Origin of the sequence: Microbulbifer sediminum (assembly GCF_021729035.1) — a bacterium.
Lineage (GTDB): Bacteria > Pseudomonadota > Gammaproteobacteria > Pseudomonadales > Cellvibrionaceae > Microbulbifer > Microbulbifer sediminum.
The window spans coordinates 303,980-320,759 of the sequence record NZ_JAJSAP010000002.1 but is presented as its reverse complement, the minus strand read 5'-3'; the positions used below and the strand labels follow the sequence as shown (position 1 = coordinate 320,759).

14 protein-coding genes are annotated in these 16,780 nt (G+C 60.2%); 5 read left to right on the top strand and 9 right to left on the bottom strand.

Features of this window, described 5'->3' with window-relative positions; all coding sequences use genetic code 11:
* Positions 1 to 431 precede the first annotated feature (431 nt).
* Positions 432 to 2,030, bottom strand: a complete 1,599-nt coding sequence (locus LVD11_RS04125) for an isocitrate lyase (RefSeq protein WP_237056513.1) — start codon at positions 2,028 to 2,030, stop codon at positions 432 to 434.
* Positions 2,031 to 2,144: 114 nt separating this feature from the next.
* Here LVD11_RS04125 and LVD11_RS04120 point away from each other — a divergent pair, with 114 nt between their 5' ends.
* Positions 2,145 to 3,080 carry a LysR family transcriptional regulator gene (locus LVD11_RS04120; protein WP_237056511.1) on the top strand — a complete coding sequence of 312 codons (936 nt, stop codon included), beginning with the start codon at positions 2,145 to 2,147 and terminating at the stop codon, positions 3,078 to 3,080.
* Positions 3,081 to 3,231: 151 nt separating this feature from the next.
* A complete protein-coding gene (locus LVD11_RS04115) occupies positions 3,232 to 5,412 on the top strand; it encodes a malate synthase G (RefSeq protein WP_237056503.1) in 2,181 nt (726 codons plus the stop codon).
* Positions 5,413 to 5,487: 75 nt separating this feature from the next.
* On the opposite strand, the gene LVD11_RS04110 is transcribed toward LVD11_RS04115, so the two are convergent.
* The 7 genes from LVD11_RS04110 to LVD11_RS04080 form a co-directional block, all read right to left on the bottom strand.
* Entirely contained in the window at positions 5,488 to 6,012 is a 525-nt protein-coding gene (locus tag LVD11_RS04110) for a DUF7931 domain-containing protein (protein WP_237056500.1), read from the bottom strand.
* Positions 6,005 to 6,424 carry a GNAT family N-acetyltransferase gene (locus LVD11_RS04105; protein WP_237056498.1) on the bottom strand — a complete coding sequence of 140 codons (420 nt, stop codon included), beginning with the start codon at positions 6,422 to 6,424 and terminating at the stop codon, positions 6,005 to 6,007. Before LVD11_RS04105 ends, LVD11_RS04110 begins: the two co-directional genes overlap by 8 nt.
* Before the next feature lie 19 nt (positions 6,425 to 6,443).
* A complete protein-coding gene (locus tag LVD11_RS04100) occupies positions 6,444 to 7,610 on the bottom strand; it encodes a cupin domain-containing protein (RefSeq protein WP_237056496.1) in 1,167 nt (388 codons plus the stop codon).
* A gap of 10 nt (positions 7,611 to 7,620) precedes the next feature.
* On the bottom strand, positions 7,621 to 8,994 hold the full coding sequence (gene purB, locus LVD11_RS04095; RefSeq protein ID WP_237056495.1) for an adenylosuccinate lyase: 1,374 nt from the start codon (positions 8,992 to 8,994) through the stop codon (positions 7,621 to 7,623).
* A gap of 15 nt (positions 8,995 to 9,009) precedes the next feature.
* The gene (hflD, locus tag LVD11_RS04090; protein ID WP_237056492.1) at positions 9,010 to 9,645 is read right to left on the bottom strand and encodes a high frequency lysogenization protein HflD; all 636 of its coding nucleotides are present in this window, start codon (positions 9,643 to 9,645) and stop codon (positions 9,010 to 9,012) included.
* Positions 9,646 to 9,725: 80 nt separating this feature from the next.
* Positions 9,726 to 10,862 carry a tRNA 2-thiouridine(34) synthase MnmA gene (mnmA, locus tag LVD11_RS04085; RefSeq protein ID WP_237056490.1) on the bottom strand — a complete coding sequence of 379 codons (1,137 nt, stop codon included), beginning with the start codon at positions 10,860 to 10,862 and terminating at the stop codon, positions 9,726 to 9,728.
* Positions 10,863 to 11,178: 316 nt separating this feature from the next.
* Positions 11,179 to 11,760, bottom strand: coding sequence for a pseudouridine synthase (locus LVD11_RS04080; RefSeq protein WP_237056488.1), 582 nt, complete (start codon positions 11,758 to 11,760; stop codon positions 11,179 to 11,181).
* Between the two features lie 153 nt (positions 11,761 to 11,913).
* Between LVD11_RS04080 and icd the strand changes: the two genes are divergently transcribed.
* Complete coding sequence (gene icd / locus LVD11_RS04075; RefSeq protein ID WP_237056486.1) at positions 11,914 to 13,164, top strand: NADP-dependent isocitrate dehydrogenase; 1,251 nt, start codon at positions 11,914 to 11,916, stop codon at positions 13,162 to 13,164.
* Positions 13,165 to 13,396: 232 nt separating this feature from the next.
* Here icd and cspD read toward each other — a convergent pair whose 3' ends face one another.
* Positions 13,397 to 13,675, bottom strand: a complete 279-nt coding sequence (cspD, locus tag LVD11_RS04070; protein WP_305080657.1) for a cold shock domain-containing protein CspD — start codon at positions 13,673 to 13,675, stop codon at positions 13,397 to 13,399.
* Between the two features lie 276 nt (positions 13,676 to 13,951).
* Between cspD and clpS the strand changes: the two genes are divergently transcribed.
* Both clpS and clpA read left to right on the top strand, forming a co-directional pair.
* Complete coding sequence (gene clpS, locus LVD11_RS04065) at positions 13,952 to 14,329, top strand: ATP-dependent Clp protease adapter ClpS (protein ID WP_237056483.1); 378 nt, start codon at positions 13,952 to 13,954, stop codon at positions 14,327 to 14,329.
* Positions 14,330 to 14,441: 112 nt separating this feature from the next.
* A complete protein-coding gene (clpA, locus tag LVD11_RS04060; RefSeq protein WP_237056481.1) occupies positions 14,442 to 16,718 on the top strand; it encodes an ATP-dependent Clp protease ATP-binding subunit ClpA in 2,277 nt (758 codons plus the stop codon).
* The last annotated feature ends 62 nt before the right edge of the window (positions 16,719 to 16,780 follow it).

Sequence of the window (16,780 nt, the reverse complement as noted above, 5' to 3'; positions counted from 1 at the left end):
GCCGTGTACCACTTGGTGACCTGCTGCAATTCATTTCATCGCGCCTGGCGGGTGTCTGCCTGCAGGTAGCCCACACGTGGCGTTACTGTGCCTCGCCGATACCGCTCCGGGACGGTTTGTCACTGAGGAGGCTGAGCAGCGCAAACCCGGGCGAGGAACAGCCAGAATTAAAGACCAGAACACGCCCTGGCGCGGCCATACAATCCGCCAAATAAACACCATCATCCCCTAAGGCTAGTCCAAACTGGCGCGTTATCCCTGTTCCGGGCAGACAGGAACAGGGGCGCTACCCGTTGGGCTCATGTGCGCGGGGAGCGCGGCTTTTAACTCGCCCATAAAAAAGGGGTCACAAAGTGACCCCGAAAGTGAGTGAATAAGTTCCGGGAGTTGGCAGTAGCCAGGCCTGCTCAACTCCTGCTCGCTAGCGGCGCTTAGCCGAACTGGTTCATGGTGTTGTCTTTACCGGCAGCCTTCAGCGCAGCTTCACCGGCAAAGTATTCCTTGTGGTCGTCGCCGATGTCGGAGCCGGCCATGTTCTGGTGTTTGACGCAGGCGATACCCTGGCGGATTTCCTTGCGCTGCACGCCTTCTACGTAACCCAGCATGCCTTTTTCGCCGAAGTACTCCTTCGCCAGGTTGTCGGTAGACAGGGCGGCGGTGTGGTAGGTTGGCAGAGTAATCAGGTGGTGGAAGATGCCGGCCTCGCGGGCAGCATCCGCCTGGAAGGTACGGATCTTGTCATCGGCCGCCATGGACAGTTCAGTATCATCGTATTCGGCGCTCATCAGGTTTTCGCGGTCGTAGGCCGACACGTCCTTGCCTTCCTCCTGCCAGGCATCGAATACCTGCTGGCGGAAGTTCAGGGTCCAGTTAAAGGACGGGCTGTTGTTGTACACGAGCTTCGCATTCGGAACCTGCTTGCGGATCTCGTCCATCATGGCACCGATCTGGCCGACATGGGGCTTCTCGGTTTCAATCCAGATCAGGTCGGCGCCGTTCTGCAGGGATGTCACACTGTCGAGGACACAACGGGCTTCACCGGTACCCTTGCGGAACTGGAACAGGTTGGAAGCCAGGCGCTTAGGACGCAGCAGCTTGCCGTCACGGTTGATGATCACGTCGCCATTGGCCAGATCACCGGTAGCGACTTCTTCGCAATCCAGGAAGGAATTGTACTGGTCACCCAGGTCGCCAGGCTCTTTGGTCACGGCGATCTGCTTGGTCAGGCCGGCGCCCAGGGAATCGGTTCGGGCAACGATCACGCCGTTTTCTACACCCAGTTCGAGGAACGCGTAGCGTACTGCGCGGATCTTGGCCAGGAACTCCTCGTGGGGTACGGTCACCTTGCCATCCTGGTGGCCACATTGCTTCTCGTCGGATACCTGGTTTTCGATCTGGATACAGCAGGCGCCGGCTTCGATCATCTTCTTGGCCAGCAGGTAAGTCGCTTCCGCGTTACCGAATCCGGCATCGATGTCGGCAATAATCGGCACGACGTGAGTCACATGGTTGTCGATCTTGTCGATGATCGCTTTCTCGGCGTCTTTGTCGCCGGCTTCGCGGGCTGTGTCCAGCTTGCGGAACAGGTCTCCCAGCTCGCGGGCATCTGCCTGGCGCAGGAAGGTATACAGCTCTTCGATCAGGGCAGCGACTGAAGTCTTTTCATGCATGGACTGGTCGGGCAGGGGGCCAAACTCACTGCGCAGCGCAGCCACCATCCAGCCGGACAGGTACAGGTAACGGCGATCGGTGTTGCCTTCAAAATGCTTTTTGATGGAAATCATCTTCTGCTGGCCGATAAAACCGTGCCAGCAACCCAGTGACTGGGTGTACTTGGTGCAATCCTTGTCGTAAGCCTCCATGTCTTTACGCATGATATTGGCGGTATATCTGGCGATTTCGAGGCCGTTCTGGAACTTGTTCTGGAGGCGCATGCGTGCCACAGATTCCGGGTTGATGGCATCCCAGGAGCTGCCATTGGCTTTGCGGAGCTTGGCTGCCGCTTCGATTTCTTGCGAGTAGGTAGGCATGGCTGTATTTCCTTGAAAAAAGATGACTGCGAATTGTTGTTGCATATGCTAAGGGCGCTGGCATAATTTGGCTAATTTATTGCCATTATTTTCGCTATCAGTCAGATAAATACTATGAGCCTGGAAAGAGCTGACCTGAACCTGCTGGTCTACCTGGATGTACTGCTGCGGGAGCGCAACGTCACCCGCGCCGCCAATTACCTGGGGCTGTCACAGCCCGCGATGAGCAATGGCCTCAAGCGCCTGCGGGAGCTGTTTGATGATCCGCTGCTGGTCCGCACCCGGGAGGGAATGATGCCCACCGAGCGGGCGCTGGAGCTGCAGCCGATGGTGAGGGAGGCCCTGGCCTCGATTGATCGGGTGATCCAGCCCAATCGCGACTTCAACCCGTCCGGAGCGCGCAGGACCTTTCGCATCATGGCCAGTGACTATGCCGAGTCCACGCTGATCCCGCCGTTACTGCGGCGCCTGCGGGACCACGCCCCGGGCATCAGCCTGGACATCATGACCCCCAGTGACGTCAGTTTCGTGGATGTCGAGCAGGGTAAGGTGGATATGGTCATCAACCGCTTTGACAGCATGCCCCAGAGCTTTCACCAGGCCACGGTGTGGCGGGACAGCTTTTCCTGCGTGATGCGTGCGGACAACCCGATCCTGGGGGACTATACCCTGCAGTCCTACCTGCGGGCCCAGCATATCTGGGTGAGCAAGACCGGCATGGGTGTCGGGGTAGGGGTCAACCCCGAGGATGTCCAGCGACTCGGCTGGGTTGACGAGGCCATCGGGCGCCTGGGGGAAAAGCGTGACATATCGGTGTTTACCCGACATTACCAGGTCGCCGTGCTGCTGGCAGAGCAGAGCGACCTGATCGTGACGGTGCCGACACGCCTGGCCCAGCTGGCCAGCGACAACCCGCGTATCGCACGGCGAGAGCCGCCGCTGGATATCCCGCCGCTGGAACTGAAGATGGCCTGGAGCCCGTTGCTCCAGCAGAGCGCGCCGCATCGCTGGCTGCGCCGCCTGATCCTGGATATTGGCCGACAGCTGTAGGGTGCACAGTTATCCGGGTGAACAGTCGGTCTACCAAAATTACATGAGTGAATAGTGGAAATTGCAGCTATAAATTAGCGGTATGGCGCTGCGCCTGTTTAGAATGCCGTGCAACAATTTCCCAAAACGCGAGCAGCCAAGAGGTCAGGAAATGACGGAGCGAGTCCAAGTCGGCCAACTGAAAATTGCCCCAGAACTTTACGAGCTGGTAAACGAAGAGGTGATCCCGGGGACCGGCGTGGATGCCGACGGTTTCTGGGCGGAATTCGGCCAGATCGTTGCCGATCTGGCGCCCCGCAATCGGGAGCTCCTGGCAAGGCGCGACGCACTGCAGGAACAGATCGACCAGTGGCATCGAGATAATCCCGGCGCTTTCCGGGACCTGGATGGCTACAAGGCGTTCCTGCGGGAAATCGGCTACCTGGTGGATGAACCGCAGCCTTTTACGATCTCAACTGAGAATGTTGACGAGGAAATAGCGACTATGGCCGGACCGCAGCTTGTGGTCCCGGTGATGAATGCCCGTTATGCACTGAACGCGGCCAATGCACGCTGGGGGAGCCTGTACGATGCCCTGTACGGTACCGACGTGATCAGCGAGGAAGGGGGAGCCGGGAAGGGAACCGGCTACAACCCGGTGCGCGGCGAGAAGGTTATCGCGTTCGGCCGGGACTTCCTCGACCAGGCGGCACCGCTTACCGAGGGCAGCCACAGCGATGCGGTGGAATACCATATCAATGGAAACCTGGTTGAAGTGCAGTTGCGTAACGGGGACATCGCCACGCTCAAAAGCAGAGGCCAGTTCCTTGGCTTCAATGGCGATGTCAATAGCCCCGAAGCCATTCTCCTCCAACAAAATGGATTGCGCTTCGAGATCCAGATTGACCGCGAAAGCCCCATCGGCAAGACCGATGCGGCGGGGGTGAAAGATATCCTGATGGAATCTGCGCTGACCACCATCATGGATTGTGAGGATTCGGTTGCGGCGGTGGACGCTGAAGACAAGGTGGTGGTCTATCGCAACTGGCTGGGCCTGATGAAGGGCAACCTGGAAGAGTCCATCGACAAGGATGGCAAGACATTTGTCCGCAAGCTGAACGGCGATCGTGAATATATCGCCCGCGATGGCAGCAAGTTTACCCTGCCCGGACGCAGCCTGATGTTCGTGCGTAATGTCGGCCACCTGATGACCAATGATGCGGTCCTGGATGGCGATGGAAACGAAGTGCCTGAGGGTATCCTCGATGGCATGATCACCAGCCTGATTGCGCTGCACGACATTCGTGGTAACGGGGCCCTGAAGAATTCCCGTACCGGCAGTGTGTACATCGTCAAGCCGAAGATGCATGGCCCGGAGGAGGTGGATTTTTCCAACACGCTGTTCGACCGTATCGAGGATGCACTGGGGCTGGATCGCAATACGCTGAAAATGGGCATCATGGATGAGGAGCGTCGTACCACGGTCAACCTCAAAGCCTGTATCGCCGCCGCCCGCGAGCGGGTGGTCTTTATCAATACCGGTTTCCTGGACCGCACCGGGGACGAGATACATACCTCAATGCTGGCAGGCCCGATGATCCGCAAGGGAGATATGAAACAGTCTACCTGGATCAATGCCTATGAGGACTGGAATGTGGACGTGGGCCTGGCCACCGGTCTCAAGGGCAGGGCGCAGATTGGCAAGGGCATGTGGCCCATGCCGGAGAAAATGGCGGCCATGATGGAAGCCAAGATCGGTCACCCCATGGCCGGAGCCAATACCGCCTGGGTCCCGTCTCCCACAGCTGCCACGCTGCACGCTCTGCATTACCACCGGGTGGATGTGGCCAGGCGCCAGGAGCAGCTGGCCGGCCGTGAGACGGCCAGACTGGACGATATCCTCACGGTGCCGGTGGCGGAAGACAGCAACTGGACCGAAGAGGAGATCCAGCGTGAACTGGATAATAACGCCCAGGGCATCCTCGGCTACGTCGTGCGCTGGGTAGAGCAGGGGGTTGGCTGTTCCAAGGTCCCGGATATCAACGACGTGGGGCTGATGGAGGATCGCGCTACCCTGCGGATCTCGTCCCAGCATATCGCCAACTGGCTCAAGCAGGGCATTGTCAGCGAATCCCTGGTAAGGGAGACCATGGAGCGTATGGCGGCCGTGGTTGACCGACAGAACGCCGGTGACCCGAACTACCGGGACATGGCCCCGGATTTCGACCAGAGTGTCGCGTTCCAGGCGGCCTGTGAGCTGGTATTCGAGGGCTGTGCGCAGCCGAACGGTTATACCGAGCCGGTTCTCCACCGGCGTCGCCGCGAGTTCAAGGCGAGACAGCAGGCCGGATAAGCGGGTGTAAAACATTGCCCATGCCCCAGCCACCTGCGCTGAAAAGCGTGGGTCTGGGCGGGCATTGCTGCCGCTTCAGAGAAAGAGCCGGCGCAGGGCGGGGTCCTCCGTGGCGCGCTCCCACTGCTGCTGGAAAATCTCCCCGAGCTTTCGGGCCCGCACCCGGTCACCTGGCACATATACGCCGCGCCATTGCTCGCGATCCTCCCGCAGCAATACATCCCTGCCATCAGCGAGGACAAATTCCGTTTCCGGGCTTTCCGCCGTGGGATGCACACAGCGCAGGCGGATGCGGCTGCTGAGCCGCTGGGCCAGGTTGTGGGTGCGATTGAATTCACGTGCCAGTGTGTCAGTGTCGCGCACCAGGATTTGCAGCTCCACGTACCGGCTCCGGCGGGCAAATCCGGAAATGGCTTCCGCCACTTCGGGGTCGCTGTAGATTCCCCGTGCCAGGCGGTCTGAAAAAATGTATACCTGGCGACTGGCGCCCCGGAGCAGTTCCACCAGGGCCTCCCGAAAGTCTTCCTGGTTCTGCAGCTGCCTCTTTGCCCCGGCGGCTGCAGGCCCGGCAGCGGGGTTCTGCGCATCGGTATCAGGCAAGGGTGCGCTCCATGCGAATATGTGCGATACCTGCCTCCTCGAATTCGCCACCTACCGGGACGAAGCCGGCCTTGCGGTAAAAGGCTTCGGCGTGGCGCTGCGCGTGCAGGTAGACCCTCGGCAGGCCATTGCTCCGCGCAAAGGTGCATATGCTTTGCAGCAGGCGCAGGCCCAGCCCGGTGCCGCGCAGCTCCGGGAGGATCGCCATACGGCCGATCTTGCCCCCGGGCAGGATTCTGCCGGTTCCCACAGGGTTCCCATCCCTGAGCACCAGGAAATGCTGGGCAACCTCCTCCTGGTCGTCCCACTCGATCGCGGGATCCACGCCCTGCTCGCGAATAAACACGGCATCGCGTATGGCGCGAAGATGGTCCCTGTCGGCCTCCCAGTCGGCGGTGCGGATTTCAAGCATTGGTTCCCCGGGTGCCACTTCAAAAGTCCTCCGGTGGGTAGATTAACGTCCCTTGCGCCACCAGCAGGTCAACCAGTCCCTCCGGTTCGGCGATGCCGGGAAAATCATCAATATCCCCCTGGACCAGCTGGTGGCTGGTGCAAAAACGCTCGGCAAAGGCCAGTGGCGCCGGGAAGGACTCGCCGTCGACGAACAGTGTCTCGGGATCGCGGCAGAAGGCGCAGCGGGAGGCCGGGTTCAGCACCAGCCTGGCGCCGTCCGGCAGCTGCGCGCGCCAGTCCGTGGCCTCGCCGGCATCGAGGGCTACGGTATCCGGGTACTTGGCTTCGGTCATTACAGCGCCGAACCACTGGGCGATATTCTGTGGCTGCAACAGCCAGTCCGCCAGCTGGTCCCGCAGCCGGTCAACGGCTGCCGGATCAATCTCCGCCGGCTCTGTCGCCGGCTTGAGCCCGGGATCTGTGTAGCGGAGGTGTTCCGGGAGGGCGTGAGCAAGCTCCGCCGCCAGGTCTTCGAGGATAGTCTTCGCCGAGGGGGCGCGAAAGCCGATGGATATGGTGGTGCAGCCCCCTTCGGCAATGCCCCAGTGGCTGTACTGCGGGGGCAGGTACAGCATGTCGCCGGGCTCCAGCAACCAGCTGTTATCCGGCGAAAATTCCCGGAGGATGTTGAGGGGGGTTCCCTCGACACGGGGGCTGCTGGCGTCCACAGGCGGCCCCTGGTGCCAGAGGCGCTTGCCCTCTGCCTGCAGCAGGAACACATCGTAGTAGTCGAAGTGCGGCCCGACGCTACCCTGATCTGCGGCGTAGCTGATCATGACATCGTCGAGCCGCCAGTCGGGCAGGAAGCGGAAATATTCCTTGAGGTCGGCAACCTCAGACATCCACTGGTCCACAGCCTGGACCAGGAGGGTCCAGTGGCTGCGGGGAAGGGTGAGAAAGTCCTCTTCCGTGAATGGCCCATTGCGCAGCTGCCAGGGGCCGTCTTCGCCATGTTCCAGTACCAGGCGCGATTCTACCGCCTCCTCCAGCGCCATCCCGGCCAGCTCCTCGCCGGAGACGGGAGACACAAAATCCGGAAAGGCGTTACGGATCAGCAGTGGCTTCTGCTGCCAGTAGTCCCGCAGGAATTCCGCCACGGGCATTTCGCCGAGATGCGTCAGTGGCCGGGGCAGGGAAGCAGTCACATCGGGCTCCTCAGATTTTCTCTGCCTGGGCGACAGCGTTACCGATGTAGCCCGCCGGGGTCAGTGCATGCAGGGATTGCTTGGCTTCCTCCGGAATCTCCAGGTTGTCGATAAATGCCTTGAGGGTTTCCTGGTTGATGCCCTGGCCGCGGGTCAGGGCCTTGAGCTTCTCGTAAGGTTCCTCGATGTGGTAACGGCGCATGACCGTCTGGATTGGCTCCGCCAGCACTTCCCAGGCGTTGTCCAGGTCCTCTTCGAGACGAGCCCGGTTGATTTCCAGTTTGCCCAGTCCCTTGAGGGTGGCAGCGTAGGCGATAGCGGCGTAACCGGCACCGACTCCCATGTTGCGCAGAACAGTAGAGTCGGTCAGGTCGCGCTGCCAGCGTGAGATCGGCAGCTTGGACGCCAGGTGCTGGAATACGGCGTTGGCGAGACCCAGGTTGCCTTCGGAGTTCTCGAAGTCAATCGGGTTGACCTTGTGGGGCATGGTGGAGGAGCCGACTTCACCGGCCACGACTTTCTGCTTGAAGTAGCCAAGGGAAATATAGCCCCAGATATCCCGGTCGAAATCGATCAGAATGGTGTTGAAACGGCAGATCGCATCGAACAGTTCTGCAATATAGTCGTGCGGTTCGATCTGGGTGGTGTAGGGATTCCAGGACAGGCCAAGGGACTGCACGAATTCCTCAGCATTGGCCTGCCAGTCCACATCCGGGTAGGCGGACAGGTGCGCGTTGTAATTGCCTACGGCACCGTTGATCTTGCCCAGCAGTTCCACATCGTGAATCTGTTTTACCTGGCGACGCAGCCGTGCCACCACATTGGCCAGTTCCTTGCCGACGGTAGTGGGGCTGGCAGTCTGCCCGTGGGTGCGTGAGAGCATCGGTACATCGGCAAAGTCCCGGGCGAGCTCCGCAACCTTGTTGACGATCTGGTTCATAGCGGGCAGCAGCACTTGGTCGCGGCCGGCGCGCAGCATCAGCGCATGCGACAGGTTGTTGATGTCCTCGGAAGTGCAGGCGAAGTGCACGAATTCGCTCACCCGGTCCAGTTCCTCGTTACCGGCGATCTTTTCCTTTAGGAAATACTCGACCGCTTTCACGTCGTGGTTGGTAGTGGCCTCGATGTCCTTGATACGCGCTGCATCCTCTATCGAGAACCGGGCGATGATATCGTCGAGCAGCTTGTCGGTGGCCGCGCTGAAAGCGGGAACCTCGGCAACCTCGTCATGGCGTGACAGTTGCTGCAGCCAGCGCACTTCCACTTCAACGCGTGCGCGAATCAGGCCGTACTCGCTGAAAATGTCCCGCAGGGCCGCAGTTTTGCTTTCGTAGCGGCCGTCGATCGGTGATACCGCGGTAAGCGCGGATAACTCGACTGTCATGATATTTCTCCGAAATTACATATTGGCTTGTTCAAGTTCCGCGATCACCTGCTCGGTCGCGGCCAACAGCTTCTTGCGCTGGAAAATCAGGTGCAGCCTGCTCCCACCCAGCTGGCGCCAGAGTGTCGCGGCGCGTACACCGGCAAACAGCATGGTGCGAATCTGGTTGGCGATGCGCTGCTGTTGCAGGAAGTTGAAATCTCCCAGTACCTGGATGCGAAAACGGAATGTGCTCAGGGTATCCGTGTAGATGCTCGCCAGGTTGGAAAATACATTCTCGTGAGTCAGACTGAAGTGTTCTGCCTGTACCTGGGCCTTCTCCAGGCGGCTGCCGATAATTGCCAGCAGGTCCGGTTTCTTGGCCAGCTGGCGCTGCAGGTACAGTATGGACAGGGCGTAGCGCAGGCAGTCAGTGTACTCTGGGTGTTGGCGCGTGCGTAATAGCTGCCGGGACACGCGCAGCCCGGGCAGGAGCTTGTCAGTGCCGTCGAACACGTCCCCGACCCGCTCGGGGTTGACCTGGAACAGGCTGTAGACCGCTGTCTGCAGCTGCTCATCGGGGGCACTACCGGTTTTCGCCAGGCGTTCCACTAACATGGAGGCCTGGAATATCCCCGCCAGAGCGATTGCCTGGTCCCGCCACTTACTCAAGTTCTCTCCTTAAACTGGTTTTCTTCAGGTTGCGGTCGCCCCATGCGCCCGCGAGAAATTTGCTGCCGGTCGAGAGTGGGCTATCGGTACTTCTCCGGTACCCGTTCGCCGACCCCTGTGGCCCGCTCGATCACGGCGCCACCCAGGCAGATATCTCCATCGTAAAGCACCAGTGACTGGCCTGGTGTTATGGCCCGCTGTGGCTCATCGAAAGTGACGTCCAGCTCACCATTGTCCAGCACCTGTACCGTGCAGTCCTGATCAGGCTGGCGATAGCGAGTCTTGGCCCGGGCGCGGAATTGCCCGGCCGGCGCATTGTCGTTGATCCAGTGAGCCTGAGAGGCGTGCAGGCCGGTCGCATAGAGTAGTGGATGGTGCGCCCCCTGGGCCACAATCAACACATTGCGCTGCAGGTCCTTGCCGACGACATACCAAGGAGCGTCGCCGGCACCTTTGACGCCGCCGATACCGAGCCCCTGGCGCTGGCCGATGGTGTGGTACATGAGCCCCGCATGGCGCCCCATGATCTCGCCTTCGGGCGTTTCCATATCCCCGGGCTGTGCGGGAAGGTACTGCTCCAGGAAGTCCTTGAAGCGGCGCTCACCGATAAAGCAGATACCGGTGCTGTCCTTCTTGTCGTGGGTAACGAAACCGTTCTCTTCCGCGATACGGCGCACCTCGGGTTTTTCCAGCTCCCCGAGGGGGAACAGGGAGCGGGCGAATTCCGCTTCACCCACCGCATGGAGGAAATAGCTCTGGTCTTTGTTGCTGTCCAGCCCCTTGAGCAGGTAGGTGCGGCCGTCGATATCCCGGCGTCGCACGTAGTGTCCAGTGGCTATCGCATCAGCACCCAGCATCTCCGCGTACTCCAGGAAGACCTTGAACTTGATTTCCCGGTTGCAGAGGATGTCCGGATTAGGCGTGCGGCCGGCGCGATACTCCGCCAGGAAGTACTCGAACACGTGGTCCCAGTACTCTGCAGCGAAGTTCGCGGTATGGAGCTTGATCCCCAGGCGCGCAGCGACCGCCTCGGCATCCGCGAGGTCGGCCTTGGCGGTGCAGTACTCGGTGCCGTCGTCCTCATCCCAGTTCTTCATAAACAGGCCCTCGACCAGATAGCCCTGCTGTTGCAGCAGCAGGGCGGCCACGGATGAGTCTACGCCGCCGGACATGCCGACGATGACGCGCTGGGGCTGTTTGGCTGTGGAATCAGGCATGGTGGATGGGACTGGCTGTTACTGCTGTAAAAAGGGGCGCAATTTTAACCGCGAAAAGCCGCTATGACCACGCCCGGTCACCCCGGGCCTTCCACTATGGCGTTTCCGGCTTCGTGAGCGGCCCATAATCAAGGCGCGGCCGGGGAGGTTGCAGGGCGCAATCCTTGGAGGGCGTCGCTCTCAATGCCCCGTTGCGCGGGGCCTGGGGCGCGTAACCGTGGTGCCGGTGAGGCCTGGCGGCGCGAGCCGCGTCCAGGATCCGTGCACTTCAGTTCACGCCAGGCGCTCCAGGATCGTTCTGCCCGCGGATCACGCGTCAGCGTCGCCGCGACCGCCTGGCCACGGTTTTCGGTGCGGCAAAGACCTCCTCCTGTCGCAGCTGGCCCGGCTGCAATTCGCCCAGCTGCCAGTTGCCAATGGCAGTGCGGACCAGGCGCAGGGTGGGGTATCCCACTGCCGCAGTCATGCGCCTGACCTGGCGGTTACGGCCCTCGCGGATGGTCAGCTCCAGCCAGCTGGTGGGTATGGACTTGCGCTCCCTGACCGGTGGTGTCCGTTTCCACAGGTCGGGTGATTCGAGGCGTCGAGCCCGTGCTGGCGCTGTGCGGCCATCTTTCAGGTCCACCCCCTGCCGTAGCCTGGCCAGCGCCTCCGCGTCGATTTCGCCTTCCACCTGCACCCAGTAGGTCTTTGGCAGCTTTTGTCGCGGGTGGGCAATCTGGTGCTGAAGCCGACCGTCGTCGGTGAGCAGCAGCAAGCCCTCGGAGTCAAAGTCGAGGCGTCCCGCGGCATAGAAGCCTTTACGGCTGATAAAATCAGCCAGTGTGGGGCGGCCACGCTCATCCGAAAACTGGCTCAGTACGCCGTACGGCTTGTTGAAAAGGATGATGTTGCTCATAGGTCGGGTGAAATGAGTATTGTAATCCAACTACAAAAATGAGTGGATACTGATATAATCCCGCCGATTTTTCATCCCGCCAGCGGAGAAGAAGAGGGCGGGGCAAGTAACACCCGACCGAAATAGTCAAAGAGTTTTGGGAGTTTAAACGATATGGGTCATGTCCAAGTGCCGGAAAACGGCGAGAAAATTACAGTCAATTCCGACGGTTCATTGAACGTCCCGAATCGCCCGATCGTGCCTTATATCGAGGGTGACGGCATCGGCGTGGATATCACCCCGGTAATGCGCAAGGTCATCGACGCGGCGGTCGAGAAGGCCTCCGGCGGCGATAAGGCGATCTCCTGGATGGAAATCTACTGCGGCGAGAAAGCTGCCGAGACCTATGCCGGTGACTGGTTCCCGGCCGAGACCCTGGAGGCCCTGAAAGAGTATGCTGTCGGCATCAAGGGCCCGCTGACCACCCCGGTAGGTGGCGGCTTCCGTTCCCTGAACGTGGCCCTGCGACAGGAGCTGGACCTGTACGTGTGCCAGCGCCCGGTTCGCTGGTTCACTGGCGTGCCGTCCCCGGTCAAGAAGCCGAACGAAGTGGACATGGTGATCTTCCGCGAGAACTCCGAGGACATCTATGCCGGCATCGAGTGGAAAGCAGACACCGATGAGGCCAAGAAGGTCATCAAGTTCCTGCAGGAAGAGATGGGTGTGAAGAAGATTCGCTTCCCGGAGCACTGTGGTATTGGTGTAAAGCCGGTTTCTGCCGAGGGCACCAAGCGCCTGGTACGCAAGGCCATCCAGTACGCCGTGGACCAGGATCGCGATTCTGTGACTCTGGTGCACAAGGGTAACATCATGAAGTTCACCGAAGGCGCCTTCGCCGACTGGGGTTACGAGCTGGCTCGCGACGAGTTCGGTGCTCAGCCTCTGGATGGTGGCCCGTGGCACAGCTTCAAGAACCCGAATACCGGCAAGGAAATCGTGGTCAAGGACGTCATTGCCGATGCCATGCTGCAGCAGGTGCTGTTGCGTCCGGCCGAATACGACGTTATCGCCACCCTGAACCTGAATGGCGACTACCTGTCCGACGCCCTGGCGGCCCAGGTGGGTGGTATCGGTATCGCTCCGGGTGCCAACATCTCTGACGAGGTGGCACTGTTCGAGGCGACTCACGGTACTGCGCCCAAGTACGCCGGCCAGGACAAGGTAAACCCGGGCTCCCTGATTCTCTCTGCCGAGATGATGCTGCGTCACCTGGGCTGGAACGACGCTGCGGACCTGGTGATCAAGGGCATGGAAGGTGCAATTGCCGCCAAGACCGTGACCTACGACTTCGAGCGCCTGATGGATGGTGCCGAGCTGAAGTCCTGCTCCGAGTTTGGCGATGAAGTGATCAAGCACATGGCTTGATCCAGGGCCAGACCCGGAATGAAAAAGCCCCGCCTCGAAAGAGGTGGGGCTTTTTTATTGGTCGGAATCGCCGGTTGGCGCGGGGCTGTCCGGTAAAACGTCCCCTCTGATGCGGTTGACCAGTAGAGAAGGGGGCGTGGTCAGTGCGATACCGAAGCATCGCTGCCGAGCCGTCTCGATTGGAATTGAAACGCCGAATTCAGGAGCGGCGGTATGGCCGGTCCTGACTGGCTCAGCCGAGAGCCTCGGCCTCTTTCTCCCTCTGGCCAGCTGCCTCGGAAGCCTTATCCGGGCCCGGCTGGGCCGCGGTGCCGACATTGATGTTGGCCGCGTGGAAACCTTTATCGCCCTTGATGATATCGAAACTTACTTGCTGACCCGCCTTCAGGGTTCGGTAACCCTCCATCTGGATTGCGGAGTAGTGCGCGAACAGGTCTTCACCCCCTTCGTCCGCGAGAATGAAACCGTATCCCTTGGCATTATTGAACCATTTGACGGTACCGGTAGGCATGGCGAAATCCCTCTAATTGCCGGGGCGACTGCAGGCCGCCTTACAGAGTTTCTTTTATCGTTATCGAAGCTTGTCGCTTGATTACCGCGTGCGTCCCTGCGGTATTGATGCCTCTGGTCAAGGCATGCACTACCTCTTGTAGCTAACTGGTTTGCTAATGTCAAGGGGTGTGGACGCCTGCCCGGCGAGCGAAATGAAGGTACAATGCCGGCTTATTTAGTGGCGCCCGGAAACTCGTGGCGCTGGCGGATGGCTACCAGTTTATAGAATATAGCTATGAGCAAGTTTAGTGTGATTGAGCTCGGCTCCGGCAGCGGGAATGATCTTCCGTACGGAGACGATTTTGATGGTGACCTGGCGCTTGAAGAGGCCCCTGCGCGAGTAAAGCGTCCTCCCATGTACAAGGTGGTGATGCTCAATGACGACTACACCCCGATGGACTTCGTGGTGGAGACCCTGGAGATGTTTTTTGGCGCGGACCGGGAGCGTGCCACCCGCCTGATGCTACAGGTGCATACGGAGGGAAAAGCGGTCTGTGGTGTCTATACTCGGGATATAGCGGAAACAAAGGCAGCACAGGTCAATCAATTTGCCAGGGACCACCAGCACCCCCTGCTGTGTGAGATCGAAGCGGACGAGAGCGAAGAAGATTGATTCAGGCCCCGTTGCCCGAAAGGAATCGGGCGCATTCACAACCGCCGTTCTGCGGCGCGCACTGGACAGGTGAGTGGCGGGTGATACAGGCATACGAGGATTCGAGGTTCAGATGCTCAGCAAGGATTTAGAGGTAACGCTCAATCTGGCGTTCAAGGGTGCGCGCGCCAAACGGCATGAATTCATGACGGTAGAGCACCTGTTGCTCGCCCTGCTCGATAATGAATCCGCTGCCGATGTGCTGCACGCATGTGGAGCCGACCTGAGTGCCCTGCGCCGCGAATTGCTGGAGTTTGTCGACTCCACCACGCCGCTTATTCCCGAGTCCGATACCGAGCGCGAGACCCAGCCTACGCTAGGGTTCCAGCGTGTGCTGCAACGGGCGGTATTTCATGTGCAATCGTCCGGCAAGAAGGAAGTGACCGGTGCCAATGTGCTGGTGGCGATCTTCTGTGAGCAGGAGAGCCAGGCGGTTTATTACCTGAAGCAGCAGAGTGTGGCCCGTATCGACGTGGTCAACTACATCACCCACGGTATCTCCCGTGTGGGTTCCAGTGGCAATAATAGCCACAGTGCCGAGCCGGCCCCTGAGCAGACTGATGAGGACCTGGCGCCGGGCAGTGAACCGGGTGGCTCTGACCCGCTGGAGAGTTACGCCACCAACCTCAACCAGGAGGCGATCCTGGGTCGCATTGACCCTCTGGTCGGCCGGGGCCCCGAAGTGGAGCGGGTAACCCAGGTACTGGCGCGCCGGCGCAAGAATAACCCCCTGTTGGTGGGTGAGTCGGGTGTGGGCAAGACTGCGATTGCAGAGGGGCTCGCACGTCGCATCGTTGATGAGGATGTTCCCGAGACGCTGCGCAACGCCACCATCTACTCCCTGGACCTGGGTTCCCTGCTCGCCGGCACCAAGTACCGTGGTGACTTCGAGAAACGCTTCAAGGCGCTGCTCGCAGAGCTGCGCAAGCGGGACCAGGCAATCCTGTTCATCGATGAAATCCACACCATTATCGGTGCCGGAGCGGCGTCCGGTGGGGTGATGGATGCATCCAACCTGCTCAAGCCGCTGCTTTCCAGCGGCCACCTGCGCTGTATCGGTTCAACGACTTTTAGCGAGTACCGGGGCATCTTTGAGAAAGACCGGGCCCTGTCCCGGCGGTTCCAGAAGATCGACGTCAACGAGCCCTCTATTGAAGAAACCGTGCAGATCCTGCGGGGCCTGAAAACCTGTTTCGAGGATCACCATCGCGTACGGTTTACCGATGGCGCCCTGGAGGCTGCGGCGCAGTTGTCCAGCCGTCACATTACCGAGCGTTTCCTGCCGGACAAGGCCATTGATGTGATCGATGAGGCCGGGGCTTTCCAGGCGCTGCTACCTGTGGAAGAGCGCAAGGAAGTCATCGAGGTTGAGGATATCGAGGCGGTGATTGCCAAGATTGCCCGGATCCCGGCCAAGAGTGTGTCGGTGTCCGACAAGGAGCAGCTGGCACGCCTCGACGACAACCTGAAGATGGTGGTGTTCGGGCAGGATGAGGCGATCGGTGCCCTGAGCACCTCGATCAAGCTCAGTCGCGCGGGCTTGGGCGCCGAGGAGAAGCCCATCGGGTCCTTCCTCTTCGCCGGCCCCACCGGTGTGGGCAAGACAGAGCTCTGTCGGCAGCTGGCCAAGGTCATGGGGATCGAGCTGATCCGCTTCGATATGTCCGAATATATGGAGCGCCACACCGTCTCCCGCCTGATTGGTGCACCTCCCGGGTATGTGGGTTTCGACCAGGGTGGGCTGCTCACCGATGCCGTTACCAAGCACCCGCACAGCGTGGTGCTACTTGATGAGATTGAGAAGGCCCACCCGGAAGTTTTCAATCTGCTGCTGCAGGTGATGGATCACGGAACCCTGACGGACAACAATGGCCGCAAGGCGGACTTCCGCAATGTGATCCTGATCATGACCACCAACGCCGGGGCGGAATTGATGAGCCGCCGGTCCATCGGGTTTACCTCCCAGGACCATTCCAGTGATGGCATGGAGCAGATCAAGAGGATGTTCACTCCGGAGTTCCGTAATCGCCTGGACAGCATTATCCAGTTTGGTGCGCTGGACTTTGGGGTGGTGAAGACTGTCGTTGACAAGTTCATCGTGGAGCTGCAGGCCCAGCTGGATGAGTCGAGTGTGACGCTGGAGGTCAGCGAGGAAGCCCGCGAGTGGCTAGCCCGTCACGGCTATGACGAGAAGATGGGCGCCCGTCCAATGGCCCGGCTGATCCGGGACAAGGTGCGCAAGCCCCTGGCGGAGGCTGTTCTGTTCGGGGATCTGTCGGAGGAGGGTGGCCGTGTCGAGGTCACCGTCGAGGGGGACGAGCTGCAGATCAGGACTGCCGTCCCTGCCTGATAGGGGCAAGCTCTGTTCCCGAAACGGAAAAGGCCACCGAGGGGTGGCCTTTTTCGTACCTG